Origin of the sequence: Lacisediminihabitans changchengi, from assembly GCF_016634425.1 — a bacterium.
In the GTDB taxonomy this organism is placed as follows: domain Bacteria; phylum Actinomycetota; class Actinomycetes; order Actinomycetales; family Microbacteriaceae; genus Lacisediminihabitans; species Lacisediminihabitans changchengi.
The window spans coordinates 582,919-608,721 of record NZ_JAEPES010000002.1 but is presented as its reverse complement, the minus strand read 5'-3'; the positions used below and the strand labels follow the sequence as shown (position 1 = coordinate 608,721).

Annotated in this window: 27 protein-coding genes; 3 read left to right on the top strand and 24 right to left on the bottom strand. The window is 67.0% G+C overall.

Annotated elements, in window-relative coordinates; all coding sequences use genetic code 11:
• Positions 1–534 precede the first annotated feature (534 nt).
• Complete coding sequence (locus IV501_RS08355) at positions 535–1,227, bottom strand: hypothetical protein (RefSeq protein WP_200556093.1); 693 nt, start codon at positions 1,225–1,227, stop codon at positions 535–537.
• A gap of 132 nt (positions 1,228–1,359) precedes the next feature.
• A complete protein-coding gene (tyrS, locus tag IV501_RS08350) occupies positions 1,360–2,661 on the bottom strand; it encodes a tyrosine--tRNA ligase (protein WP_200556091.1) in 1,302 nt (433 codons plus the stop codon).
• Between the two features lie 209 nt (positions 2,662–2,870).
• Between tyrS and IV501_RS08345 the strand changes: the two genes are divergently transcribed.
• The gene (locus tag IV501_RS08345) at positions 2,871–3,485 is read left to right on the top strand and encodes a DNA-binding protein (RefSeq protein ID WP_200556089.1); all 615 of its coding nucleotides are present in this window, start codon (positions 2,871–2,873) and stop codon (positions 3,483–3,485) included.
• Complete coding sequence (locus IV501_RS08340) at positions 3,482–4,054, top strand: hypothetical protein (RefSeq protein ID WP_200556087.1); 573 nt, start codon at positions 3,482–3,484, stop codon at positions 4,052–4,054. The genes IV501_RS08345 and IV501_RS08340 overlap by 4 nt, the downstream gene beginning before the upstream one ends.
• Before the next feature lies 1 nt (position 4,055).
• Here IV501_RS08340 and IV501_RS08335 read toward each other — a convergent pair whose 3' ends face one another.
• The 15 genes from IV501_RS08335 to infC all read right to left on the bottom strand — a co-directional run bounded on the left by IV501_RS08335 (position 4,056) and on the right by infC (position 19,694).
• On the bottom strand, positions 4,056–4,667 hold the full coding sequence (locus IV501_RS08335; RefSeq protein WP_200556085.1) for a DNA-3-methyladenine glycosylase: 612 nt from the start codon (positions 4,665–4,667) through the stop codon (positions 4,056–4,058).
• An 11-nt stretch (positions 4,668–4,678) separates the two neighbouring features.
• Positions 4,679–4,843 carry a hypothetical protein gene (locus IV501_RS08330; protein ID WP_200556083.1) on the bottom strand — a complete coding sequence of 55 codons (165 nt, stop codon included), beginning with the start codon at positions 4,841–4,843 and terminating at the stop codon, positions 4,679–4,681.
• 47 nt (positions 4,844–4,890) lie between these two features.
• Positions 4,891–6,345, bottom strand: a complete 1,455-nt coding sequence (gene argH / locus IV501_RS08325) for an argininosuccinate lyase (protein WP_200556081.1) — start codon at positions 6,343–6,345, stop codon at positions 4,891–4,893.
• Between the two features lie 8 nt (positions 6,346–6,353).
• The gene (locus IV501_RS08320) at positions 6,354–7,550 is read right to left on the bottom strand and encodes an argininosuccinate synthase (RefSeq protein ID WP_200556080.1); all 1,197 of its coding nucleotides are present in this window, start codon (positions 7,548–7,550) and stop codon (positions 6,354–6,356) included.
• A 74-nt stretch (positions 7,551–7,624) separates the two neighbouring features.
• Positions 7,625–8,548, bottom strand: coding sequence for an ornithine carbamoyltransferase (gene argF, locus IV501_RS08315; RefSeq protein WP_200556078.1), 924 nt, complete (start codon positions 8,546–8,548; stop codon positions 7,625–7,627).
• Positions 8,545–9,762, bottom strand: a complete 1,218-nt coding sequence (locus IV501_RS08310; RefSeq protein ID WP_200556076.1) for an acetylornithine transaminase — start codon at positions 9,760–9,762, stop codon at positions 8,545–8,547. Before IV501_RS08310 ends, argF begins: the two co-directional genes overlap by 4 nt.
• Positions 9,759–10,685, bottom strand: coding sequence for an acetylglutamate kinase (gene argB / locus IV501_RS08305; protein WP_200556073.1), 927 nt, complete (start codon positions 10,683–10,685; stop codon positions 9,759–9,761). Before argB ends, IV501_RS08310 begins: the two co-directional genes overlap by 4 nt.
• 11 nt (positions 10,686–10,696) lie before the next feature.
• On the bottom strand, positions 10,697–11,848 hold the full coding sequence (argJ, locus tag IV501_RS08300; protein WP_200556071.1) for a bifunctional glutamate N-acetyltransferase/amino-acid acetyltransferase ArgJ: 1,152 nt from the start codon (positions 11,846–11,848) through the stop codon (positions 10,697–10,699).
• Entirely contained in the window at positions 11,845–12,903 is a 1,059-nt protein-coding gene (argC, locus tag IV501_RS08295) for an N-acetyl-gamma-glutamyl-phosphate reductase (protein WP_200556069.1), read from the bottom strand. The genes argJ and argC overlap by 4 nt, the downstream gene beginning before the upstream one ends.
• Positions 12,904–13,212: 309 nt before the next feature.
• A complete protein-coding gene (gene pheT, locus IV501_RS08290; protein WP_200556067.1) occupies positions 13,213–15,762 on the bottom strand; it encodes a phenylalanine--tRNA ligase subunit beta in 2,550 nt (849 codons plus the stop codon).
• Positions 15,762–16,796: a phenylalanine--tRNA ligase subunit alpha gene (gene pheS, locus IV501_RS08285; RefSeq protein ID WP_200556065.1), complete on the bottom strand. Its 1,035-nt coding sequence runs from the start codon at positions 16,794–16,796 to the stop codon at positions 15,762–15,764. The genes pheT and pheS overlap by 1 nt, the downstream gene beginning before the upstream one ends.
• A 68-nt stretch (positions 16,797–16,864) precedes the next feature.
• Positions 16,865–17,662, bottom strand: a complete 798-nt coding sequence (locus IV501_RS08280) for a TrmH family RNA methyltransferase (RefSeq protein ID WP_200556063.1) — start codon at positions 17,660–17,662, stop codon at positions 16,865–16,867.
• A 153-nt stretch (positions 17,663–17,815) separates the two neighbouring features.
• Positions 17,816–18,202 (bottom strand): 50S ribosomal protein L20, encoded by a 387-nt coding sequence (gene rplT, locus IV501_RS08275; RefSeq protein WP_200556061.1) that lies wholly within the window; start codon positions 18,200–18,202, stop codon positions 17,816–17,818.
• A gap of 30 nt (positions 18,203–18,232) precedes the next feature.
• Positions 18,233–18,436: a 50S ribosomal protein L35 gene (rpmI, locus tag IV501_RS08270; protein ID WP_200556059.1), complete on the bottom strand. Its 204-nt coding sequence runs from the start codon at positions 18,434–18,436 to the stop codon at positions 18,233–18,235.
• A gap of 40 nt (positions 18,437–18,476) precedes the next feature.
• Positions 18,477–19,694, bottom strand: coding sequence for a translation initiation factor IF-3 (gene infC / locus IV501_RS16670; protein WP_372430746.1), 1,218 nt, complete (start codon positions 19,692–19,694; stop codon positions 18,477–18,479).
• Between the two features lie 339 nt (positions 19,695–20,033).
• Between infC and IV501_RS08260 the strand changes: the two genes are divergently transcribed.
• Positions 20,034–20,405, top strand: a complete 372-nt coding sequence (locus IV501_RS08260; RefSeq protein WP_200556058.1) for a DUF1844 domain-containing protein — start codon at positions 20,034–20,036, stop codon at positions 20,403–20,405.
• Positions 20,406–20,418: 13 nt separating this feature from the next.
• Here IV501_RS08260 and IV501_RS08255 read toward each other — a convergent pair whose 3' ends face one another.
• The 7 genes from IV501_RS08255 to IV501_RS08225 all read right to left on the bottom strand — a co-directional run bounded on the left by IV501_RS08255 (position 20,419) and on the right by IV501_RS08225 (position 25,739).
• Complete coding sequence (locus IV501_RS08255) at positions 20,419–21,207, bottom strand: HAD family hydrolase (RefSeq protein WP_200556056.1); 789 nt, start codon at positions 21,205–21,207, stop codon at positions 20,419–20,421.
• The gene (locus IV501_RS08250) at positions 21,204–21,983 is read right to left on the bottom strand and encodes an SseB family protein (protein WP_200556054.1); all 780 of its coding nucleotides are present in this window, start codon (positions 21,981–21,983) and stop codon (positions 21,204–21,206) included. Before IV501_RS08250 ends, IV501_RS08255 begins: the two co-directional genes overlap by 4 nt.
• Positions 21,980–22,720, bottom strand: coding sequence for a bifunctional 1-(5-phosphoribosyl)-5-((5-phosphoribosylamino)methylideneamino)imidazole-4-carboxamide isomerase/phosphoribosylanthranilate isomerase PriA (gene priA / locus IV501_RS08245; protein ID WP_200556052.1), 741 nt, complete (start codon positions 22,718–22,720; stop codon positions 21,980–21,982). The genes IV501_RS08250 and priA overlap by 4 nt, the downstream gene beginning before the upstream one ends.
• A gap of 29 nt (positions 22,721–22,749) precedes the next feature.
• A complete protein-coding gene (hisH, locus tag IV501_RS08240) occupies positions 22,750–23,382 on the bottom strand; it encodes an imidazole glycerol phosphate synthase subunit HisH (RefSeq protein WP_200556050.1) in 633 nt (210 codons plus the stop codon).
• Between the two features lie 2 nt (positions 23,383–23,384).
• Positions 23,385–23,990, bottom strand: coding sequence for an imidazoleglycerol-phosphate dehydratase HisB (hisB, locus tag IV501_RS08235; protein WP_200556049.1), 606 nt, complete (start codon positions 23,988–23,990; stop codon positions 23,385–23,387).
• Between the two features lie 106 nt (positions 23,991–24,096).
• Entirely contained in the window at positions 24,097–25,176 is a 1,080-nt protein-coding gene (locus IV501_RS08230) for a histidinol-phosphate transaminase (protein ID WP_200556047.1), read from the bottom strand.
• Positions 25,177–25,328: 152 nt separating this feature from the next.
• On the bottom strand, positions 25,329–25,739 hold the full coding sequence (locus tag IV501_RS08225) for a LysM peptidoglycan-binding domain-containing protein (protein ID WP_200556045.1): 411 nt from the start codon (positions 25,737–25,739) through the stop codon (positions 25,329–25,331).
• Between the last annotated feature and the right edge of the window lie 64 nt (positions 25,740–25,803).

Here is a 25,803-nt window from a genome sequence, read left to right as displayed (position 1 = left end):
CACGCTGTTGAGTTCTCAAGGAACGGACGCACCCGACTCCACCACCACAAACACGGGGCTTCACACCGGGACAACCACTCACATCACCCCCCACAACCGCGGAAGGCAACCTGTCTAACTTAGCACCCCTTTCGGCCCTGTCAAAACCGTGCAATCCCGGGCGTTTCGGCCAAGCGATGCGATGTTCTGACTGGACCCACCGGGGTGGGCTTTCGATCCTATGCCCAAACCATCAACACAGTAAAGTGCGAGATTTGAACCGGATGTAGTCCCTCTTGAGGCCGGCAAGCTTCGCGATTCTTCAACAGAACCGGGCTTTTTCCGAACCTTTGGGGTGACAAGAAAGAACATTACGTGGCTCCTGGCGGGCGTGCAAATTACGCCCGAACGCCGGGCGTGTCGCCCGAAAACACGGCAATCCGCACCACGGCAATCAGCACCACGGCAATCAACAAGCCAGCAACCAGCAACCCAGCGCCAAGCCGGTGAGTAAGCGACATGCGCGAAGCCCGTATGGCCAGGCCGGTAACGCGGCTACCCGCAATAGGTTGCGGTCCAGGCAGAAAGTGGGCTGCTCGCCGCCACAGCGCGCATGTCCGCGTAGTCGCGGTCGTGATCCACAACGCGGGAGGCTGTGATGCGCTCCGCTGACGTGTGGGCTGTCGTCACGATCTTCGCCACCGCGTCGGCCATCTTCGCGGGCGCCACTTTCGCCACTGCGGTCCACCAGCTCTCGTAGTCAGAGACGGCGGTGACATATGCGGGGATGGTCGAGCCCACAGCAGGCCAGCCGAACGCGGCATCCGTCAGCACTCCGGGCCGTGTCGCCAAGGCCGAACACATCGCCGCACTGCTCGCCCGGAGCGCGTTTTCGTGGGCCTGATGCTGCAGATAGCTGCCACCGACCACTGCCCCCGCCCCGCCGAGCACCGACAGCACGAGCGACACCGCTATCGCCGCCTTCGCCAGACCGTTGACGTACCTACGCTTGCGAAAGCTGAGGATGGCCGCCACCACCCCGATGATGAACCCGACCGGGGCGAGCACGATTGCTACAACGAGGGCCACCACATCGACGGCGGAATGTCCGCGCTGCGCAGCCGGCGCGACGAGTCCGAGGAGTGCGACGGAGACGGGAGCGGAATCGGGGCGGATCGCCCCGTTGGTCGCAACCTGCTGCTCGCCCCCGCGATCGCGATCGTCGCCCCGCGTGGCGGTCTGCTCCATCGGATTCATGTTCCCCCGTCTACGGCTGAGCGTAGCGAGAAAATGTCACGACGCGCTCGTCGCAGTGGCCCCACTTCGGGGGGGCTCACTGATCGGGGTCTTGCTGTTCGGCGGCCTTGCTGTTCGGGGGCGCTACTCGATGAAGATGCCGGCGAGCGTCTTCTTGCCGCGACGGAGGACCGCCATGCCGCCCGGCAGAGCGCTTCCCTCGATGGTCATCGCGACATCCTCGACCTTGGCGTTGTTCAGGTAGACGCCGCCCTGAGCAACCGCACGGCGGGACTCGCCAATGCTCGAGGTAAGACCGGTCTCCACCAGCAGCTGAACTACCGGCGCATCGCGCACGGTGGTCGTGTTGGGCAGCTCCCGCAGCGCCGCCTCCAGGGTTGCTCCGTCGAGAAGGGCGAGATCACCCTGGCCGAACAGGGCCTCGGCCGCGGCAATAGCCGCAGCCGTCGCGGCGGCTCCGTGCACCAGCGTCGTCACCTCAAACGCGAGAGTTCGCTGGGCCTCCCGGCGGAACGGCGCCGCCTCCACCGCCTCCGCAAGCCGCTCTATCTCCGCACGGTCGAGGAAGGAGAAGATCTTGAGCCGATCGATCACATCGGCGTCGTCGGTGTTGAGCCAGAACTGGTAGAACGCGTATGGCGAGGTCAGGGCGCTGTCCAGCCAGACCGCATTGCCTTCGCTCTTGCCGAACTTGGTGCCATCGCTGTTGGTGATGAGGGGCGTACCGATCGCGTGGGCACTCACTCCCTCGGCTTTGCGGATGAGGTCGGTGCCGCTGGTGAGATTGCCCCACTGGTCGCTTCCCCCGGTCTGCAACACGCAGCCTTCGGTCCGGTAGAGCTCGAGGAAGTCCATCCCCTGGAGGATCTGGTAACTGAACTCGGTGTAGCTGATGCCCGCGTCGCTGTTGAGACGTGCGCTGACGGCATCCTTCTTGAGCATGGTGCCCACCCGGAAGTGCTTGCCTATATCGCGGAGGAAGTCGATGGCGCTCATCGGCGCCGTCCAGTCGAGGTTGTTGACCAGACGGGCACCGTTCGGGCCCTCGAAGCTGAGGAACTTCGCCACCTGCGCCTGCAGGTAGCCGACGAATTCGGCGACGGTCTCTTTAGAGTTGAGGGTGCGCTCCGACGTGGGTCTCGGGTCGCCGATGAGACCGGTGGATCCGCCGACGAGGCCGAGCGGGCGGTGACCGGCGAGCTGAAGTCGGCGCATGAGCAGCAGCTGTACGAGGTTGCCCAGATGAAGACTCGCCGCGGTCGGGTCGAAGCCGCAGTAGTAGGTAATGGGCGGCCCGGCAAGAAGGTGCTTCAACTCGGTCGCATCGGTCGAGACGTGAACGAGCCCGCGCCAGAGCAGTTCCTCCCAGACATCGTCGAAAGTGGAATCGTTGCGCTGGTGGGCGAGGGCCTCGGATGCTGACACCGGGCAAGAATACCCCGCGAGTGTCGGCCGCCCGCCCTATCGTGGGGCACGTCCCATGGTCGTAACGCCGTTCGCGGTGAAGACATATCAACCCTCACGGGTTGCGGTGTTAATAATCAACCGTATAGGGTTGATATTGCATCAATCATCCCTGGGGACTTGATCCGATAATCCGAGTAGCGCTCGACCACAAGAGAAGGGGACGGCCCATGTTCGTGATCACTGCAGATCAAGTCGACAGCCGTCACCGCGATGACATCGCCGCCGCCACGGTATCCGAGGTGAACGATCGATGGGGCTCGCGTCTGGTGCTCTCCGTCGACCGCACGGCGGGCGATGAGATCCAGCTGATGCCTGTCGACGGCTCGACGATGCTCGAGATCGCGCTGCACCTCACCCGCGACGGCGCCTGGAGCGTCGGCTGCGCGATCGGAGACGTCGTCTTCCCCCTCCCCCACAACACCCGTGAGGCCACCGGGCAAGCATTCGTGGATGCGAGAGACGCTGTCGAGGCGGCAAAGAAACGAGATACCCGCTTCGCCCTGCGCGGCCCTGGCACCGACCTCGAGCCGTTGATCGACCTGGTGCTGCTGCTGCGCGCCCGCCGCAGCGCGGAGGGTTGGGAGCTCTACGATCGGCTGGTCGGGGGGATGACGCAGAGCGAGGCCGCGACCGCGTTGGGAATCACCCCGCAGGCGGCAAGCAAGCGCGCCCGGGCGGCAAGCATCCGCCCGGAACTGGCAGCAACCACCGCCCTGGCGGCGCTGCTCGACGCGGTAGAAAGTACGACACTCGCCGACGACACGACGGAGGTGGCCGAGTGAACGGCCTCAGCATCCTGACCTGGATCCTGGCGCTGGCCGCACTGCTCGCGGGAATCGCCGTGTGCATCGCCGCACTGCGTCTGCGCCGCCCTCGGCTCGCACTCCTCTCCACGATTCCGTTAGCACTCGGACTCGCCGGCATCGTCTTCGACATCGACATTCCCGCCCCGACTCATCTCGCCGCCGTCCTGTGCGGCCTCGTGGCCGCGGCGCTGGGGGTCATCGGCGGCAACCCGATCACCGTGGCGGTGCTGGAATACGCGGACAGCAGGGCCGGCGGCGAGAAGGTGACTCTGGGGAGCAACGGCGGAATCCTCGAGAGCGTCGCGGGCCGGTCGGAACAGCGAGAGGTTCTGCGCGGCGGCACCACGATCGGCTACCTCGAACGCATCGTCGTGATCGCGGCGATCGCTACCGCGCACTGGGAGATCGTCGCCGTTCTGGTGGCGATCAAGGGCCTCGGCCGATTCCGCGAACTCGACAGCCCGCAGACCAGAGAACGGTTCATCATCGGCACGCTGGTCAGCATGGTCTGGGCCGGCGCCTGCGCCGCCCTGTTCGCGCTCTGAACTAGCGCGCAGCGCGCTTCTTCGGCACGCTCGCCTTGTACGGCGACACCGTGCGATCGCCGGGAATCCAGAACCGCCACGGAAATTCCGCGGTCCCGCCCGCTCCCGACACTCCCGTGCGCGGCCCGGTCTGATACGACGAGACGGATGCCGGCAGCTCGAGGTCGAACGGCGGTGCGGCAAGGTCCGCTCCCCCGTCGCTCAGCTCGATGCCCATCGCCATGACCAGGCGCGCTGGACCGCGCGCGAGGTCGGCATCCGTCTTGCTGGTCGACCGGCGATGCCGCGCGAGGTCGTGTCCGTCGATGACTTCCCCGGCGCGAAGGAGCACTGCTGTCGCGGTGCCCACCGGCGAACAGACCACGTTCGCGCAGACGTGCATGCCATAGGTGAAATAGGTATAGAGAAATCCCGGTCCACCGAACATCACGCCATTTCGCGCGGTGCGACCGCGGAACGCGTGCGACCCCGGGTCGACCGCGCCGAGATAGGCCTCCACCTCGGTGAGCCGCACCGACACGGTGCCCTCATCGGTGGTCTTGCTGATCACCGCGCCCAAGAGCAGCGGGGCGACCTCGATCGCCGGCGCCTCGAGAATGCTGCGATCGAACACGCCAGCTCCCGCTAGAACAGGGCGACGTGATTGACGACGAGGAGGATGATCGCCGCGATGAGGAGCGCTCCGGCGACGCCGAAGATGCTCCACATGACGATGCGCTGGGTGCGATTCTGCTCATAGCGCTTGCGACGCCGATCGTCCTGGTTGCGCTTGTCGCTGCTCAATGTCATGTCACTGCACCTGTCATCTCACTGCACCTGTCATCTGACTACCCCTGTCATGACCATGCCTCCGTGACGGACCGGATTCGTTTCGTGAGTTCGATCAGCTGCTCGGCGACGCGCTCGGGCGCCGTCCCGCCGGCACCGGTGCGGCTGCCGATGGACCCCGCCACGGTGAGCACCTCGCGCACGCCGGGCGTGAGTGTGGACGAGATGCTCTGGTAGTCGGCATCCGTCGGCTGGTCGAGTTCGAGACCGCGCTGCTCGCAAAAGCTGACCAACGCGCCGCTGATCTCATGCGCCTCGCGGAACGGAACCTTCTGGGTGACCAGCCACTCGGCGACATCGGTCGCCAGCGAGAAGCCCTGCGGCGCGAGCTCGGCCATGCGCTCGGTATCGAAACTGAGCGTGGTGACCATACCCGTGAAGGCAGGCAGCAGCACCTCCAGCGTCTCGACCGAATCGAACACCGGCTCCTTGTCTTCCTGCAGGTCGCGGTTGTACGCGAGCGGCAGGCCCTTGAGCGTCGCGAGCAGGCCGGTGAGGTTGCCGATCAATCGACCGGACTTACCGCGCGCAAGCTCGGCAATGTCGGGGTTCTTCTTCTGCGGCATGATCGACGACCCGGTCGAGAAGGCGTCGTGAAGGCGCACAAACCCGAACTCGCGCGTATTCCAGAGGATGATCTCCTCGGCAAAGCGGGAGAGGTCGATACCGATCATGGAGGCGATGAAAGCGAACTCGGCCACCACGTCCCGGCTGGCGGTCGCGTCGATCGAGTTCTCGGTCGGGCCGGTAAGTCCGAGTTCGCGAGCGACCAGTTCGCCGTCGAGACCCAACGAGCTGCCCGCCAGCGCGCCGGAGCCATAGGGCGAGAAGGATGCCCGCGCCGACCAATCACGCAACCGCTCCAGGTCGCGCACCAGCGGCCACGCGTGAGCGAGGAGCTGGTGCGACAGCAGCACCGGCTGCGCGTGCTGCAGGTGCGTGCGACCCGGCATCGCGGCGTCCGGATGCGCTCCGGCCTGGCCCGCGATCGCGTCGATCAGTCGGATCACGAGAGTGGTCAGCACCCGCGCGTGGTCGAGCAGGTACAAGCGGATGAGGGTGGCGATCTGATCGTTGCGGCTGCGGCCGGCTCGGAGCTTGCCCCCGAGCTCGGGCCCGGCGATGTCGATGAGCCCCCGCTCGAGCGCACCATGCACGTCTTCGTCGGACTCGAGCGCCACGAAGCTGCCATCGCTCCAGGACTCGAGCAGGCGGTCGAGCGCTGCCAGCATGCCGTCAAGCTCGTCGGCAGTGAGGTAACCGCCCGCCGCGAGTGCCTTGGCGTGCGCCTTCGATCCCGCGATGTCGTACGGCGCGAGCTGCCAATCGAAGTGGGTCGACTTGCTCAGCCTGGCCAGTTCGGCAGACGGTCCGGAGGCGAACCGGGCGCCCCAGAGGGCACCCTCGGTCGTCTGACCGGTGGTGTCTTCCGAGCTGCCCAGCTCGGGAACCGAGGGCGACATCCGCCCTCCTATTTCTTGGCGTCGCGGCGGGCGCTGATCTTGCTCGGCAGTGACCACAGCTCGATGAAGCCCTTCGACAGCGACTGGTCGAACGTGTCGCCGGTGTCGTAGGTGGCGAGGTCGAAGTCGTACAGGCTCTCCGCGCTCTTCTGCCCGGTCACGACGGCACGGCCGCCCTGGAGCTTCAGACGGATGTCGCCGCTCACGTACCGCTGCGTGTCATCGATGAAGACGTCGAGCGAGCGCTTGAGGCTGGAGTACCACAGGCCGTCGTAGACCAGGTTCGACCACTCGGCCTCGACCCCGCGCTTGTAGCGGTTGAGGTCGCGCTCGAGGGTGAGGCTCTCGAGCGCCTCGTGTGCGCCGATCAGGGCCATGGCTGCCGGAGCCTCGTAAACCTCACGGCTCTTGATGCCGACCAGGCGATCCTCGACCACGTCGATGCGGCCGATGCCGTGCTTGCCGGCCAGCTCATTGAGCTTCTCGATGATCGCCAGAGCGCTGTATGAGACGCCGTCGATCGCGGTCGGGATGCCGGCGGTGAACGTGATGGTGATCTCGTCGGCGGGCTGGAACACCGACGGGTCCTGCGTGTACTCGTACAGATCCTCGATCGGCGCATTCCACGGGTCTTCGAGGAATCCGGTCTCGACAGCGCGGCCCCAGACGTTCTTGTCGATGGAGTACGGGTTCGCGGCGCTCTGGCGGATCGGCAAGTTGTGCTCGTTCGCGTACACGATCGCCTTGTCACGGGTGAGCGCGAGGTCACGGACCGGCGCGATGCTCTTCAGCTCGGGAGCCAGAGCCGCGACGGCAGCTTCGAAACGCACCTGGTCGTTTCCTTTGCCGGTGCAGCCGTGGGCGACGCTGTCGGCGCCGAGCTCACGGGCGACGCGGGCGAGGTGCTTGGAGATCACCGGGCGGCTGAGCGCGGAGACGAGCGGATAGCGCTTCTGGTACAGCGCGTTCGCCTTGAGAGCGGGGATCAGGAAGTCGTCGGCGAACTCTTCCTTGGCATCGACGACGATCGCCTCGACCGCGCCGCAGTCGAGGGCACGCTGGCGGATGTCCTCCATGTCTTCGCCGCCCTGGCCGACATCGACGGCGAGAGCCACGACCTCCTTGCCGGTTGCGTCCTTCAGCCAGCCGATGCCGACCGAGGTGTCGAGTCCGCCCGAGTATGCGAGGACGACGCGTTCTGCCATGTGGTGTGCTCCTTGTGTTGTGTGAAGTTTATGGGGGTATTGGCGTGATCTCGTGCGGCGCTCAGCGACCGTCGCTACTGCTGCTCGAGCAGCCAGACCATAAGCGCCTTCTGGGCGTGCAGCCGGTTCTCGGCCTCGTCCCAGATGACACTCTGCTGGCCATCGATGACCTCCGCCGTGACCTCGTAGCCGCGGTCGGCAGGGAGGCAGTGAAGGAACAGCGCGTCCGGCTTCGCCAGCGCCATCAGGTCGCTATCGATGCGGTACTGGGCGAGGTCGACCAGGCGCTTTGCCTTCTCCTCCTCCTTGCCCATCGACACCCAGGTGTCGGTGACGACGACGTCCGCTCCGGCCACGGCCTCGACCGGGTCGGAGTAGATCGTGATCGAGCCGCCGGTGGTCGCGGCGATCGCGTCGGCGTCGGCCACGACATCCTCCTTGGGCAGGTAGCCCTCTGGACTGGCGATGCGCACGTGCATTCCGGCCGTGGCACCAGCGAGCAGATAGGAATGCACCATGTTGTCGGCACCGTCGCCGACGAAGGTGACGGTGAGGCCGGCCAGATGACCGCGGTGCTCACGAATGGTGAGCAGGTCGGCGAGCAGCTGGCAGGGGTGGAAGTCGTCGGAAAGCGCGTTGACGACAGGAACCGTGGTGCCCTTCGCCATCTCCTCGAGTCCGGACTGGGCATAGGTGCGCCAGACGATCGCGGCGACCTGGCGTTCGAGCACCCGAGCCGTGTCGGTCGGACTCTCCTTGCCGCCGAGCTGGCTGTTCGCCGTCGAGATGATCAGCGGTACCCCACCGAGGTCGGCGATTCCGACGGCGAAGGAAACTCGGGTGCGGGTCGACGACTTGTCGAAGATCACCGCGACGGTCTCCGGCCCGGCGAGGGGCTTGACCGCGAAGCGATCCTTCTTGAGCTCGATGGCGAGGTCGAGAATGGCGGCCTGCTCGGCAGGGCTCAGATCGTCGTCGCGAAGAAAGTGACGGGTCATGCGACGGCCTCCAGTGCCTTGGTGAACAGGGTGCGGAACTCGGCGAGCTCCGCGTCGCCGACGATGAGCGGCGGGGCGATACGGATGCTGTGGTCGTTGGGTGCATTGATGATCAGCCCGAGCTCCAAGGCCGCGGTCGCGACCTCGTGCCCGACCGGGCGGGTGAGTCCGATGCCGACGAGTACACCCTGCCCGCGGACCTCGTCGATCAGCGGTGAGTCGATGCCGGTGACGATCTCGCGCAGCTGCTCGCCGCGGCTTTGGGCGTTCTCGATCAGCCCAGCGCGCTCGATCTCGCCGAGCACCGCGTTACCGGCGGCGGTAGCGAGAGGATTGCCGCCGAACGTGCTGCCGTGCTGTCCCGGGCGGAAGAGATCGGAGGCCGCGCCGAAGGTGACGAGGGCACCGATCGGCACCCCGCCCGCGATGCCCTTCGCGAGGCAGAGCGCATCGGGGACGACATCCGTCTGCTGGAAGGCGAACCAGGTGCCCGAGCGCCCGACGCCGGTCTGAATCTCGTCGAGGATCAGCAGCGCGCCGTGCTCGGTGGCGAGTTCGCGCGCCCGCTCGAGGAATCCGGCGGGCAGGTCGATGACGCCGGCCTCCCCCTTGATCGGTTCGATGAAGATCGCCGCGACGGTGTCATCCATCGCCTTCTCGAGTGCCTCGATGGTGGTCTCGATGTGCTCGATGCCCGGCAGCAGCGGCTCGAAGTCTTCGCGCAGCGCTGCCTTGCCGGTGAGCGAGAGAGACCCCATGGTGCGGCCGTGGAAGGAATTGACCAGCGAGATGATGCGACGGCGTCGGCCGCTCTCTCCCCGGTTCAGCCGCGCCAGCTTGATCGCGGCCTCGATCGACTCGGCTCCGGAGTTGCAGAAGAAGACCCGGCCGCGGTCGCCCGCACCGGTGATGCGGCGCAGGCGCTCGGCGAGCTCGAGCTGCGGCGGGCTGGCGAAGTAGTTGGAGACATGGGCGAGCGTGCCGACCTGACGACTGACGGCTTCGACCAACACCGGATGCGCGTGGCCGAGCGCATTGACCGCAATACCGGCAAGGAAGTCGAGGTAGCGCCTGCCGTCGACATCCCAGACGTAGCAACCTTCGCCGCGTTCGAACATGAGCAGCGGCGGTGCGAGCGAACCCATCATGGCGTCGGCGAAACGCCCGCGCCAGTTGTCGGTGGCGTTGGTGGACGTGGTGATTTCAGTGGTCATGATTTCTCCGGGGTCGGAACGACGGTGGTACCGGATGGCGCGAAGGCCTCCAGCAGCACGGAGTGCGGGATGCGGCCGTCGATGATCGTCGCGACGGGGACTCCGCCATCGACGGCCTCGAGACACGCGGTCATTTTGGGGATCATCCCTGATTCGAGCGTCGGGAGCAGAGCCGTCAGATCGGTGGCATCGATGGCGGAAACGAGCGAGGCGCGGTCGGGCCAGTCGCGGTAGAGGCCAGCGACATCGGTGAGGATGACCAGCTTCTCGGCACCGAGGGCCACCGCGAGCGACGCCGCGGCGGAGTCGGCGTTCACGTTGAGCGCCTGGCCGTCGGCGTCGGGGGCGATGGACGAGACCACGGGGATCTGACCGGCCTCGAGGATCGCCCGGACCACAGCGGGGTTGACGGCGGTCACGTCACCGACGAAACCGAGGTCGACCTCTTCGCCATCGACGATGGTGCCGCGGCGGGTTCCGACGAACAGGCCGTCGGTCTCCCCCGAGACCGGCTGCGCCGAACCACCGGCGGCGGCGATGAGCGAGGCCAGCTCGGGGCCGACCGCACCGGCCAGAACATCGCGGACGACGCCGATCGCCGCGGCGGTGGTCACCCGCAGCCCACCGCGGAACTCGCTCGGGATGCCGCGAGCCGCCAGCGCGGCCGAGATCTGAGGGCCTCCGCCGTGCACGACCACGGGAAGCACGCCGACCTCGCGAAGATAGACCATGTCGGCGGCGAAGTCGTGCTTCAGCGCGTCGTCGACCATGGCGTTGCCACCGAATTTCACCACGACGATGCGCCCGCGCAGCGAGCGCAACCACGCCAGGGACTCGACGAGCGCCGCGGCCTTGGCCACGGCATCCGATGCTGGCGTCTCTGTTTCTGGGTGGGGCTCTGTTTCTGGGTGGGGCTCTGTCATTTCATGGGCCATCAACTGGAGTACGCGCTGTTCTCGTGCACGTAATCGTGGGTGAGGTCGTTGGTCCAGATGGTGGCCGTCGCATCGCCGGCATGCAGGTCGATGAGCAGGTGAAGGGCGCGTCCGGTCATGTCGACGAGGTCGCGCGACTGATCTGGCTCGCCCTTGTGGGCTACCCGGATGCCGTTCATCGTCACATCGATGTCGTACGGATCGAAGGCTGCGGCGGTGGTCCCCACCGCGGCGAGCACGCGACCCCAGTTCGGATCCTGCCCGAACACTGCCGCCTTGAACAGGTTGTTGCGGGCGACCGCGCGACCGACCTCGACGCCGTCGTCTTCGGTGAGCGCCCCGACGACCTCGATGGTGATGTCGTGGGCAGCGCCCTCCGCATCCTCCTGCAGCTGGCTGGCGAGGCTGGTGCACAGCTCGGTCAGGGCGGAGGTGAAGTCGTCGAGTTCCGGGGTGATTCCGGATGCTCCGGACGCCAGGAGAGTCACCTGGTCGTTGGTCGACATGCAGCCGTCGGAGTCCAGCCGGTCGAAGGTGACGCGGGTGGACGCGCGGAGCGCGGCATCAAGCGATGTGGATGGCAGGTCGGCGTCGGTGGTGATGACCACGAGCATGGTGGCGAGGCCAGGCGCGAGCATCCCGGCGCCCTTGGCCATGCCGCCGAGCGACCAGCCGTCACGCTCCACGATCGCCTGCTTCGGGTGGGTGTCGGTGGTCATGATGGCGGTCGCGGCATCCAGTCCGCCATCGGTGGAGAGCGAGGCGACGGCGGACTCGATTCCCGCGATCATGAGGGGGCGGTCGAGCTGTTCGCCGATCAAACCGGTGGAGCAGACCAGGATGTCGCCGGCGTTCGCGTCGAGCAATTCGGCGGTGCGCTCGGCGGTGGCGTGCGTGGTCTGGAATCCCTGGGCGCCGGTGTAGCAGTTGGCTCCACCGGAGTTGAGGAGCACGGCGGAGGCGATTCCGTCGGCGATTACCTGCTGCGACCAGATGATCGGGTTGGCCTTGGCGCGGTTGCTGGTGAAGACCACCGCGGCAGCGGAGCGCGGGCCCTCATTGACGACGAGGGCGAGATCCTTGGTGCCGCTGGCCTTCAGCCCGGCGGTGACGCCAGCTGCGGTGAATCCCTGGGGGTGTGTGACGCTCACGGGGCGACTCCGTCGATCGGGAGACCGGTGGTCTCGGTGAGCCCGAGGGCGATGTTTGCGCACTGGATGGCGGCGCCAGCTGTGCCTTTGACCAGGTTGTCTAGCGCGGCGATGATGACGACGCGCCCGACTGCCTCATCGACGGCGAGTCCGATCAGCGCGGTGTTCGAGCCGGCGGTATCGCCGGAACGCGGAACCTCGCCTGCTGGCAGCAGATGAACGAATGGCTCGTCGGCGTAGGCGACCTCCCAGGCTTCCCGCACCTCGGCCGCGGTCGTCCCAGGCACGATCCGTGCCGTGGTCGTCGCCAGGATGCCCCGCGACATCGGCACGATCACCGGCGTGAACGAGATGGTCGGCGCCGCAGCACCCGCCGATACCAACGATTGCTGGATCTCGGGGATGTGGCGATGCGTGCCTCCGACCCCGTACGGATTGGCCGAACCGAGCACCTCGCTCGCGAGGTACTGCAGCTTGAGGTTCTTTCCCGCGCCGGATGGGCCAACCGCGAGTACCGAGACGATGTCCTGCGCCTCGATCACGCCCGCCGCGATTCCGGGAGCGAGCGAGAGGGAGACCGTGCTGGCATTGCAGCCGGGGGCGGCGATGCGGCGCGCGCCGACGAGGGCGTCGCGCTGCTTGCCGCTGTGGTGGTCGCCTCTGGCCGCCGGCAACTCGGGCACGCCATATGCCCAGGAGCCGAAGTACTCGCCGCCATAGAAGTGGTCCCAGGCGCCAGCATCCGTGAGTCGGTGGTCGGCGCCACAGTCGATGACCAGCGTGTCGGCGGGAAGAAGCGCGCTGAGCTCGCCGGATTTGCCGTGCGGCAGGGCGAGGAACACGACATCGTGGCCAGCAAGGTTCTCTGCCGTGGTCTCGACCAGCGTGAGATGGGAAAGCGAGCGCAGGTGGGGCTGCACGCTGAGCAGCGGCTGCCCGGCGTTGCTGTGGGCGGTGACGGTGGCGACGGTGAAATCGGGATGCGCAGACAGGAGTCTGAGCAGCTCCCCACCGGCGTAGCCGCTGGCACCTGCCACGGCGACTGAGTAGGACATGAGCAAGACCTTTTCGAGTGAGTGGACGAGGAATGGTCCGGCGGCGCTCACGCGAATCTGGGTGCCAGTGTGGCACCCGATGTCGGCGCTAGAGCGTCGCCTTCACTCGCTCTCCGCGCAGACGGAGGCGGCGGCGCATGCTGCGTCGCTCTGCCGATCCGGTGCCACGGGGGTTGTCCACCGTTCGAGCATAGTGGAAACGCGCGCACGCTCGTGGCGACCCGCCCGTCGACTGCAGCACTCGCCGAGTCCTCACAAACGGCGCTTCGATCGCGGATGAAGCGCCGTCCGTGAAGACTCGCGTGGTTTCTACTCGCGGATGGTCGCGCCGAATCGCTCGGCCGCGATGGCGGCACCGGCGAGCTTGGCCGCGCTGGCCTCCTCCGCCTTCAGCGTGCGGTCGTCGGCGCGAAAGCGCAGTGCCAGCGTGATCGACTTCGACCCCTCGGGGATACCGGTGCCGCGGTAATCCGCCACCAGGTGTGCACGCTCGAGCAGCGCGCCAGCCCCCTCGACGACAGCGGACAGCACCTCGCCGGCCGGTACGTCTGCGGGAACGACGAGCGACAGGTCCTGCGTCGCGGCGGGGAAGCCGGCGATCTCGTGCGGCGTCACCTCGGGTCGAGCGAGCTCGATCAGACGGTCGAGGTCCAGTTCGACCACGGCGACCACGCGCGGCAGGTCGAGCTCCTCGGCCAGGGCCGGGAGCAGCTCACCGGCGAAGCCGACGCTGTGGCCGTTCACGAACAGCTCGGCGGTGCGCCCCGGGTGCAACGAGTGGTGCGATCCCTGACGGATGTCGAGGCTCGCGTCCACCGCGGAGGCGATCTGCCGCGCGACGTCGAGTGCATCCGCGACGCCGAAGGCCACCGCGTCTGCGCCGGGCTGCTTCTCGACCGCATGGCCGAGCAGCAGGGCCGACACGTGCAGCGGCTGTGGCGGCACGCTGGTCAGCAGATCAACCAGCTCGCCGTCGCTCGGGCGCACGACGCCGGAGGGCAGCGGGCCGCTGCCGTAACTCTTCCCGATCTCGGGCAGCACTACGGCACCGACCTCGAACAGGGCGAGGTCGGTGAGGCCGCGGGAGAGGTTTCGCCGGGCGATCTCGATCAACCCGGGGATGAGCGAGGTGCGCAGGAACGGCGCCTCGCTGTCCAGCGGGTTCACCAGTTTGATCGCCGAAACCGCCCCATCGGCCGACGCGCCGAAAGCGTCCTTCGCGGTGGCGCTGAGGAACGGGTACGACAGCACCTCGACCAGACCATTGGCGGCGAGCACCTGGGCTGCGTTGCGGCGCAGGCGCTGCGAACGGGTGAGTCCACGGCCGGGCGGCGCGACGGGCAGCACCGCGGGAATGCGCTCGTAACCGATCACCCGGGCGACCTCCTCGACCAGGGTGGCCTTGTCGGTGAGGTCAGGACGCCAGCTCGGAGGCGTGACGACGAGCGCCCGCTCGGTTGCGTCGAGAACGGGGGCGATGGTCGCGCCGATCGCGGTAAGCGCACTCCGTGCCTCATCGTCGGTGTAATCGGCACCGGTGAGGCCATTGACGTAGCCGTCAGGCAGCTCGATCGCCGCGGGGAGCTCCGCGGTGTACAGCCGTGAGCCGAGCGGGTCGGCGTGCCCACCGGCCAGAGACTCGAGCAGCTCGACGACACGAGCGGCCGCGGCATCCGCCACCAGTGGATCGACACCGCGTTCGAAGCGACGGCTTGCCTCGCTGGGAAGCTTGTGGCGTCGGGCGCTACGCGCGATCGACACCGGGTCGAAGTTCGCCGCTTCGACCAGCACCGTAGTCGTCGCGCTCGTGATCTCGGTGGCGAGGCCGCCCATGACGCCGGCGAGGCCGATCGCGCCCGAGTCATCGGTGATCAGCAGGTCTTCGGCGTGGAGCGTGCGTACCTGGCCGTCGAGGGTGGTGATGGTCTCCCCCGGCGTCGCGCGGCGCACCACGATGGGGCCCTGAAGGGTGTCGTAGTCGTACCCGTGCAACGGCTGGCCGAGTTCGAGCATCACGTAGTTGGTGATGTCGACGACGAGGGAGATCGAACGGATGCCCGCGAGGGTGAGTCGCCCGACCATCCAGGACGGCGTGGGCAAGCTGGGGTCCACCCCGCGCACCAGTCTGGTGACGAAAACGCTGCAGCCCTGGCGGCCGCGGATCGGAGCCTCGTCGTTCACGGAGACCTCGACACCGCTCGCCTCGACCGTGGTCGGAGCAAGCGCGGGGTCGCGGTAGTCCGCGCCGGTGGAGTTGGCGTACTCGCGAGCGATTCCGCGGATCGAGAAGGCGTAGCCACGGTCGGGCGTGACGTTGACCTCGACCGCCCAGTCGTCGAGACCGAGGAGGGCGATCGCATCCGTCCCAACCTCGGGGTCGAGGCCGAGGGAGGCGAGACGCAGGATTCCGTCGTGCTCCTCCCCCATTCCGAGCTCACGGGCGGAGGCGATCATCCCGTCTGAGACGTGGCCGTAGGTCTTTCGCGCGGCGATCGGGAACGGGCCGGGCAGGATCGCGCCGGGCAGCGACACGACGACCTTGTCACCGGCGACGAAGTTGTGGGCGCCGCAGACGATGCCACGAATATCACGACCGGTCTCTGAGCCTGTCGAAGCGTCGTCCTGAGCCTGTCGAAGGGGGCCGACATCGACCTGGCACCAGTTGATGGTCTTACCGTTCGACTGCGGCTCTGGCTCGAAGGAAAGCACCTGGCCGACGACGACGGGACCAGTCACCTCGAAGCTGTGAACGTCTTCCTCCTCGAGGCCCACCCGGACGAGCGCGGCGTGCACGTCTTCCGGGGTGGCATCCAGCGGGATGTCGACGAACTCACGGAGCCAACTGACGGGAGCGCGCATCAGACCACCATTCCGAACTGCTTACTGAAGCGGACATCGCCCTCGACCATGTCGCGCATGTCGTTGAGCTCATTGCGGAACTGCAGGGTGCGCTCGATGCCCATACCGAAGGCGAAGCCCTGATATTCGTCCGGATCGATACCGGCCGCGCGCAGCACGTTGCGATTGACCATGCCGCATCCGCCCCACTCCACCCAGCGCGCGCCGCCCTTGGCGTTCGGCTGCCAGACGTCCATCTCTGCGCTGGGTTCGGTGAACGGGAAGTAGTTGGGTCTCAGGCGGATCTTCGCCTCGTGCCCGAACATGATGCGGGCGAAATGCTCCAGCGTTCCGCGCAGGTTCGCCATGGTGAGACCGCGATCGACGGCGATGCCCTCGACCTGGTGGAAGACCGGGGTGTGCGTTGCATCGAGTTCGTCGGTGCGGAACACCTTGCCGGGAGAGATCACGTAGAGCGGCAGGGAGCGCTCGAGCAGCGACCGGATCTGCACCGGGCTGGTCTGCGTGCGCAACAGCAGGTGATCGGTGACCGGCTCCACGAAGAAGGTGTCTTGCATGGCCCGGGCCGGGTGGTCCTCGTCGAAGTTCAGCGCGTCGAAGTTGAACCACTCGTTTTCGAGCTCTGGCCCCTCGGCGATCTCCCAGCCCATGCCGACGAAGACATCGCCGATGAACTCCTGGAGCAGACTGAGCGGATGCCGCGCCCCGGTCGTGCGCGTCGACGGCAGTGCCGTGACATCGACCGTCTCCTCCGCCAGCCGACGGCTGTCTTCGGCCGCGAACAGCTCGGCCTCGCGCGCGGCGAAGGCCTGGTTCACCCGCCCGCGGGCCTGGCCGACCAGCTTGCCTGCTGCGGCCTTCTGGTCGGGGGCGACCTCACGCATGGCGGCGTTGAGCCGGGCCAGCGCGGAGGCTTCACCGAGGTGAGCGGACTTGACGAGCTTGAGAGCCGCGAGATCCTGCGCGTCGGCGATGGCGCTGAGCGCATCCTCGACGGCGGATTCGACCGCGGGTTCGGTGATGGGTTCTGACACGGGTCACAAGCTTAATGGCTCGGTGAGATCGCTACCGCCGAGTGACCGGTGCCGGGCGGCCGCGCGGGCTACGAACGCTGCGCGAAGGCGCTCTCGTACAGGCAGACGGATGCGGCGGTCGCGAGGTTCATCGACTCCGCGTGACCGTAGATCGGCACGGTGATCGCGCGATCGGCGAGGGCGAAGTGCTCATCTGACAGACCGCGCGCCTCGTTGCCGAACAGCCACGCGGTGGGCGCGGCCAAGACGCCATCGATGCGAGCCGTGAGCAGGTCTTCGCCCTTGATGTCCGCGGCGAGGATCGCGAGGCCGCTTTCGCGGGCGCGGTCGAGCACGCTTTCCAGTTCCGCCCCCACCGCTACCGGCAGGTGGAAGATCGAACCGGTAGACGAGCGGACCACCTTGGGGTTGTAGAGGTCGACGCTGCGGCCTGTGAAGATCACGCCGTCGGCACCAGCGGCATCCGCGGCCCGGATGATGGTGCCCGCGTTGCCCGGATCGCGTACCTCTTCGAGTATGGCCACCAGCTTCGACCCACGAAGGATGTCTTTGACCGAGGTGGGGAACTGGTGACAGACCGCGACGATGCCCTGCGGGGTGACCGTGTCGGCCATGGCGTCGAGTACCTGTTCGGTGACGAATTCGACCTCGAGTCCCGCCTGCGACGCCGCGCCGGCGAGCTCGGCATACCGATCCCACGCCGTCGGAGTCGCGAACAGCTCCACGAGAAGCTCCGGGCGGAAGGTGAGGGCCTCGGCGACGGCCTGCGGACCCTCGAGGAGGAACAGTCCTGTGGCGGCACGGGCCTCGCGCTTGGCGAGCTTCGCGACACTGCGGACGCGGGGGGAACGGGGGTTATCGAGCACGCCGTAATTGTATGGTCCGGACCGCCCAGCTTCGCCGAGGCCCGCCGAGGACTCGAAAGGCCCGATCGTGAAAGGACCAGACGAGAAAGGACCAGACGAGAAAAGGCCCGGTCGCGCTGCGACCGGGCCTTTTCATCGTGCTGAGCTGCTGTGTTACGCGGTGACCTTCGGTGCCGAGGTGTCGGCGGGAAGCGCCGCCTTGGCCGTCGCGACGAGAGCCGCGAAGGTGGCGGGCTCGGTGACCGCGAGGTCAGCGAGGATACGACGGTCGACACCGACGCCGGCCAGGTTGAGACCCTGGATGAGGCGGTTGTAGGTGAGGCCGTTGGCGCGGGACGCGGCGTTGATGCGCTGGATCCACAGGCGACGGAAGTCACCCTTGCGGGCACGACGGTCACGGTACGCGTAGACGAGGGAGTGGGTGACCTGCTCCTTGGCCTTGCGGTACAGGCGCGAACGCTGTCCGCGGTAGCCCGACGCACGCTCGAGGATGACGCGGCGCTTCTTGTGAGCGTTTACCGCCCTTTTTACTCTTGCCATTGTTCTAAGTCCTTGATTTTCCGGTCGGCGTTAGCGGGAGTACTTGCCGAGAAGCTTCTTGATGGCCTTGACGTTGGCCGGTGCGATCTGCTCGTCCGTGTTCAGGCGACGCTTGCGCTGACCCGACTTGACCTCCAGGTTGTGGCGCATGCCAGCCTGCTGCTTCATGATCTTTCCGCTACCGGTGACCTTGAATCGCTTCTTGGTGCCCGAGTGCGTCTTCTGCTTCGGCATTTCTCTCCTTGGTTTTCAGTGCATACGACGAACTAGCTGGCTAGTTCGTCGGTGAATCTGCTGGTGCAGTCTTGGGGGCCGTCTTCGGCGCAGACTTCGCGGCCGGCTTCGGAACAGCGGTGGATGCGCCCGGCTTGGGGGCGGGCTTCGGTGCGGCACCCGGCGTGGCAGCCGCGGCCGGCTTGGTAGCGGCTGGCTTGGTCGCGGCCGGCTTGGTCTCGGCCGGCTTGCTCTCGGCCGGCTTGGTTTCGGCCGGCTTGGTTTCGGCCGGCTTGGTCTCGGCCGGAGCCGATGCCGATGCAGCAGGAGCGGCCGTGGCGGACGGCGCCGTGGCGGCCGGCGCTGCCGCCGCGATCTTGGCGGCGGGTCCCGCTGCCGATGCGACCCGAGCCGCCGGCGCTGCCGACGACTGAGGTGCCGACGACGGGCCTGAGGACGACGGGGCTGCCGAACGCGGTGCGGAGGTCGGGGCCGACGAGCGCGGAGCCGACGACGGAGCAGACGACCGAGCCGGAGCGGAGCGCTCGGTGCGGTCGGGGCGCTCTGTGCGGTCGGTGCGCTCAGGACGGTCGGTACGCTCACCGCGGTCGCTGGACGAGCGCTCGGGAGCCGAGCGCTCCACTACGGGGCGCGGCGGAGCCTTCGCGAACGTGGCGAGCGGCTGCTCGACCGGCTGCTTCGGAGCCGGGGCGGCCTCGACGGCGGCCGGGGCATCCGTCGACTCGGGGCGCTCGGTGCGCGACGTGGGCTTCTTGGCGTCGTGCTCTGCCTTGACCTCCGCCTTGGTCTTGAGCGGACCGATGACCATGACCATGTTGCGACCGTCGATGGTCGGGGTCGACTCGACGGTGCCGAACTCGGCCACGTCTTCGGCGAAGCGCTGCAGCAGGCGAACACCCTGCTCCGGACGCGACTGTTCGCGACCACGGAAGAGGATCATTGCCTTGACCTTGTCACCCTGCTGAAGGAAGCCCTCGGCACGCTTGCGCTTGGTCTCGTAGTCGTGCACGTCGATCTTCAGACGGAAGCGCACCTCTTTGAGGATGGTGTTGGACTGGTTGCGCTTGGCCTCTTTCGCCTTCTGCGCGGTTTCGTACTTGAACTTGCCGAAATCCATGATCTTGGCAACGGGAGGCTTGGAATTGGGAGCTACCTCAACCAAATCCAGGTCAGCCTCCTGGGCGAGACGGATTGCGTCTTCAATGCGCACTACACCGACCTGCTCGCCGTTGGGGCCAACAAGTCGGACCTCCGGCACGCGGATTCGGTCATTGGTACGGGGATCGCTGATGTGTGACTCCTTAGTCAGTTTCTGTCGGCCGGAGCATTCTCGACGGGCTGTCGAACTCAGACGAAGGAGTGGATTCACGTGCCGACTCCCCGCAAATTTCGCGGTTCGTTCACGGCACGGGGCCCTAGCTGTCCCTTCGCGAGCGAGGGGACGGGGCACCAACTACCCGGTAACCTTAGTTTTCGGCACGAGCACCTCGAGAGGTACATGCACCGGGCGGTCAAGCGCGGGTGGGAGAATCTCCACTTTCGTTTCGAGACCAGCGAGGTCTCGAAGCCAACCGCAATCCTAACAGAGGAAACACCCGTGAGCGATACCGCCCATAGTCACGACACCCATGCCCACGAATTCGACGAGCAGGATGCCGCCCGCGACATCGCAGACGTTCCCGCCATCGAGGTGATCAACACCGTCGCGGTGCATCTGCTCAGCGCGGCCGCGGTGAAGTGCGGCCTGGCCGACGACCCCGAGAACCAGCTCGATCTCGACGAAGCACGCAAGCTCATCAACGCCCTGGCCGGGCTGGTCACCGCCTCGGCTCCCGACCTCGGCGACCAGCACGCCCGTGCCCTGCGCGACGGGCTTCGCTCTGTGCAGCTCGCCTTCCGCGAGGCGTCGGCCATGCCCGATGCCCCCGGCTTCGGCCCCGGCGAGAAGTACACCGGCGCGGTCAACTAAAAGACGAAGTCTTTTAAAACCAGCGCTCGAGTACCACTCCGACGCCGGACTGATCGTGATCGCCCGCCACCTCGGTCGTGATGGCCTTCACCGCGTCATCCGCGTTGCCCATCGCGACCGAGTGACCAGCCCAGAGCAGCATCTCGATGTCGTTGGGCATGTCTCCGAACGCGATGGCGTCTGCTGACGCGATTCCCCACTCGCGGGCGAGCCCGTCGATCACCGCCCCCTTGGTGATCCCGGCGGCGGAGATCTCGATCAGGCCGTCGTTCGTCGACCGGGTGAGCGTGAAGTCCGTTGCGTAGTCGCGGCCGAAATGCTCGACCACCGCTGCGGCGTCTTCGAGTTCTGGACGCACCAGCACCTTGACGAAAATGCCGGCACAGAGATCGGCCAGTGTCGCGCGCGGAACCACTCGGTCACCGCGGGCCGGGAAGCTGTGTTCGGCCGTCAGGCCGACCTCGGGCAAGCCCTCGGTGGCCGCGGCGAAGCGCAGACCACGGGCGCGCAGCTCCGTGATCGCCTGCTGCAGCCGCGACCCATCGAGGGGATGGGCAGCGAGCACCGTGTCGCTCTCGAGGTCCATGACGAGGCCGCCGTTGCAGCACACCGCGATGGTGGCGGGGATGTCCGCTCGCAGATGTTCGAGCCAGCGCGGCGGTCGGCCCGTGGCGATGACCACGCGCGCGCCGTCATCCTCCGCCCGGCGCAGCGCCGACGAATTGCGGTCGCTGACGTCTCCGGCATCGTCGAGGAGTGTGCCGTCCAGGTCGAGTACAACGAGCCTCGGTGCGCCGGTCATGCGGCGACCACCGTCACGCCGAGCGAGTCGACGCGCGTGGCGATGACGGCGTCTGAGCCCCAACGCTCCTGAAGCCGGGCGAGCAGCGCCGCGAGCGAGGGCTGGTCGAGCCCGGGGCGGAGGGCGAGCTCAACGGTGAGTTCGGGGCCGGCGAGCCGCGCATCCGGATCCCCCGACACCAGGCGCACCTGCTCGACATCGTTCTCGGGCTCGATCGACTGCTCGAAACGGCCGCGCACCTCGGGGTCGAGATAGCTCGGAGTCCACGGCTGTGACTGTGCCAGCGCCCAGAGCGCAGGACGACGGATGACGAACTCGGTCGCCGAGGTCGGGTCGAGTACGACGAGATCGGTCTGCTCCCCCGCCGCAGCCAATGCCACCCGGACGGCATCGGCGGGAACCGGCCGAGCCTTCGGATTCCACGCGCGCATGCTGTCGACCGAGCTGAAGGCAGGAAGGATGCTGCGGCCATCCGGCGCCGCGACGGTCACGATCGCGAGCTCGGCGCTCTTGTCGACGACATGGCCGTGGTCGCCCATGCCCGCCTCGCCGAGCTGTGCCACCAGGGGAATCAGCAGCCGCGACTCGCGGAGCGCGTCGAGCACCTCTGCCTCGCCGAGCTCGGTCGCACGGAAGCGACGAATCGCCTCGATCAAGCGCTCCGGGGCGGAACCGTCGTCACCGGCGGACTGGTTCGGCTCGAACTGTCTGCCCGCCCATGGCGTGCCGTTCGAGTCGGCGGCACCCAGGGGGTGGTGATCGTGTGAGGCCGTCATCCGGCCACAGCGAGGGCTTCGACCAGGGTGAAGGCGTTGGAGTAGAGCGCCTTGCCGACGATGGCGCCCTCGATGCCGAGCGGCACCCGCTTGCGCAGCTCCACCAGGTCGTCGAGGCTGGAGATACCGCCTGATGCGATGACCGGCTTGTCGGTGCGCTCGGCGACCGCGAGCAGCAGGTCGATGTTCGGGCCCTGAAGGGTGCCGTCTTTCGTGACGTCGGTCACGACATAGCGGCTGCAGCCGGCCTGCTCCAGGCGGTCGAGCACCTCGAAGAGATCACCGCCATCCTTGGTCCAGCCGCGGGCGGCAAGAGTTGTTCCCCGCACATCGAGGCCGACGGCGATCTGGTCACCGAATCGGGCGATCACCTTCGCCGCCCACTCCGGATTCTCCAGCGCTGCCGTGCCGAGGTTCACGCGGCGGGCTCCGGTGGCGAGGGCTGCCTCGAGGCTGACGTCGTCGCGAATCCCGCCGGAGAGTTCGATCTGGGCCTGACCGCCGACCTCGCGGATGACGTCGGCGATCACCGCACGGTTCTCCCCTCGGCCGAACGCGGCGTCGAGGTCGACGAGATGGATCCACTCCGCACCCTGGGAGGTCCAGTCGCTGGCGGCATCCACCGGGCTGCCGTAGTCCGTCTCGCTACCGGCCGCTCCCTGGGTGAGGCGCACGGCCTTGCCGTCGGCGACATCCACTGCCGGAAGCAGCACCAGGCGGGAAGAGGTTTCGGTCATCGCTGTTCTTTCTGAGGGGTACTTACGACTCAGAGCGAGTCGATCCAATTGCGGAGCAGACGGATGCCCGGCTCCCCCGACTTCTCGGGGTGAAACTGCGTGGCGCTCAGCGGGCCGTTCTCGACCGCGGCGAGAAACCGGGTGCCATGGGTCGCCCAGGTGAGTGAGGGACTCGGGAAGGGTGGCATGACGTCGAGCTCCCAGGCCGTCGCGGCATAGGAATGCACGAAGTAGAAGCGCTCGTCTTCGATGCCGTCGAACAACACCGAACCGGGATCGGTTTCGACGGTGTTCCAGCCCATGTGCGGCAGAACGGGCGCGTCGAGCTCGACGATCGTGCCGGGCCATTCGCCGAGGCCCTCGGTCTCGGTGCCCCGCTCGACGCCGCGCGAGAACAGCACTTGCATTCCGACGCAGATGCCGAGCACGGGGCGACCTCCGGCGAGACGGGCGTCGATGATGTCTCCACCGCCAGCACGATTCAGGGCGGTCATGACGGCGTCGAAGGCGCCGACACCCGGAACCAGTAGACCATCGGCTTCGAGGGCACGACGACGATCGGAGGTCAACTCGACCTCGGCACCGGCACGTTCCAGGGCCTTGACGGCCGAGTGGACGTTACCGCTGCCGTAGTCGAGGACGACGACGGATGCTGCACTCACGTCTACAGCGCACCCTTGGTCGAAGGGATGCCACTCACCCGCGGGTCGAGGGCGACCGCCTGGCGGAATGCACGGGCGAAAGCCTTGAACTCGGCTTCGGCGATGTGGTGCGGGTCGCGACCGCCGAGCACGGTGAGGTGCACGGTGAGTCCGGCGTTGACGGTGATCGCCTCGAAGACGTGGCGCACCATCGAGCCCGTGAAGTGGCCGCCAATCAGGTGGTATTCGAAGCCCTCCGGCTCGCCGGTGTGCACCAGGTACGGGCGTCCGGAGACATCCACCACCCCCTGGACCAGCGCTTCATCGAGCGGCACCAGCGCATCTCCGAAGCGGGCGATACCGGACTTGTCGCCGAGGGCGGCGCGGATCGCCTGGCCGAGGGCGATGCCGACATCCTCCACCGTGTGGTGGACATCAATGTGGGTGTCGCCGGAGGCCGTGATCGTGAGATCGACGAGCGAGTGCTTGGCGAAGGCGGTGAGCAGGTGGTCGTAGAACGGCACCGTGGTCTGGATCTCGGAGATACCGGAACCGTCGAGGTCGATCGAGAGATCGATGCTCGATTCGCTCGTCTCGCGCACGATGTGTGACACACGCTGGTTGCTCATTCTCCAATCCTATCGATCGGTATTGGCCTATCGATCTGTTGGCCTATCGATCGGCGTTGCACAGTCTCGTTGCGTGAGCGCTGGCCGCTCGGGGCGGCGGACGACCTCAGTGAAGCCGCAGGCCCTCCAGAGCCTCAAGGAACGCTGTCGTCTCGCCTTCCGTTCCCGCGGAGACCCGCAGGTGCCCCGCAATGCCGAGGTCGCGGATGATGATGTCGTGATCGAGAAGCGCCTCGAACACCGCGTGGGGGTCGTCGACTCCTCCGAACAGCACGAAATTCGCGGCACTGGGCCAGGCGTGGAAGCCCAGCTTCGGCAGTTCGGTAAGGAGGCGATCGCGCTGACGACGGATGTCATCCACCATCGCCAGCATCTCCGGCGCGTGTGCCAGCGCCGCGACTGCGGCCGCCTGGGTGAGAGAAGACAGGTGATACGGCAACCGCACGAGCCGCATCGCGTCGGCGATCACGGGATCCGCGGCGAGGTATCCGACGCGGGCACCGGCGAAGGCGAAGGCCTTGCTCATCGTGCGGGAGATCAGCAGTCGCTCGCGACCGGGCAACAGGCTGAGGGCACTCTCGGTGCCTGCCGGAGCAAACTCCGCGTATGCCTCGTCGACGACGACAATGCCGGGCGTCGCCTCGTACGCGGCGGCGATCGTCTCGAGCGACAGTGGCGTGCCGGTCGGGTTATTCGGCGAACACAGAAAGACGAGGTCGGGTGAGGTCTGCTCTATCCAGCGGGTGACGGTTGCCGGCGAGATCTCGAAGCTGGCATCGCGCTCCCCGGGGATCCAGCGGGTGCCGGTGCCGCTCGCGATGATCGAGTGCATCGAGTAGGTGGGCGGGAAGCCGAGCACACTTCGCCCCGGGCCGCCGAAGGCCTGCAAGACCTGCTGGAGAACTTCGTTTGACCCGTTCGCCGCCCAGATGTTCGCGGCGGCGAGCCCGTGGCCGACGTATCCGGCGAGACTCTCCCGAAGCTCGGTGAACTCACGATCCGGGTAGCGGTTGACGCTCAGGATGGCTTTGGCGAGCGAGCTCACGATATCGGTAGCTACGGCCTCGGGAATCGGGTGGGTGTTCTCGTTCACGTTCAGCTGGATGCGCACGTGCTTCTGCGGTGCACCATACGGGCTGAGTCCGCGCAGGTCGTCGCGGATAGGGAGATCACTGAGGGAAGCCACTAACCCAGCTTATTGACGATCAGAAGCCCGAAGCACAACGGTCGGCAGACCCGCGTTCAGCACGATCTGCGTTCGGTGCGATCTGCATTCAGTGCGATCTGCGTTCGGTGCGATCTGCGTTCGGTGCGATCTGCGTTCAGTGCGATCTGCGTTCAGTGCGAATACTGGAGCGGGATAGCAATGCGCTCACCCACCTGTACCTCGCTGCTCGGCAGCTGGTTGAGATGCACGATGTCGGAGATCACTTCGCGCGGGTCTGCGGTCGGGGCGACCTCACCGGCGATCTGCCAGAGCGACTCCCCCGCCGTCACCGTGATGTAGTCGAAGGTCGCGCCGCTCGAAGAACTGGTCGCGGCAGCGCCGCCGCCATTGACCGCGAAGAACACCGCACCGAGCACCACCGGGATGGCAGCGAGTGTCGTGACGACGACCCGGCCCTTGCGGGTCAGGCGGAGGTGCCCGGTGCCAGAGATGGGTGCAGAGATAGGCGCAGAGATAGGTGCAGAGACGCGGACCGGGCCCGCGGTACCGATGGATGCTCCGGTGAAGACTGCTGTGCTCATGTCGTGCCCCTCTCGTTCCCGCAAAGCCAAAAATTGGTGAGCTCGCATCCGGCCCTCGGCCGGG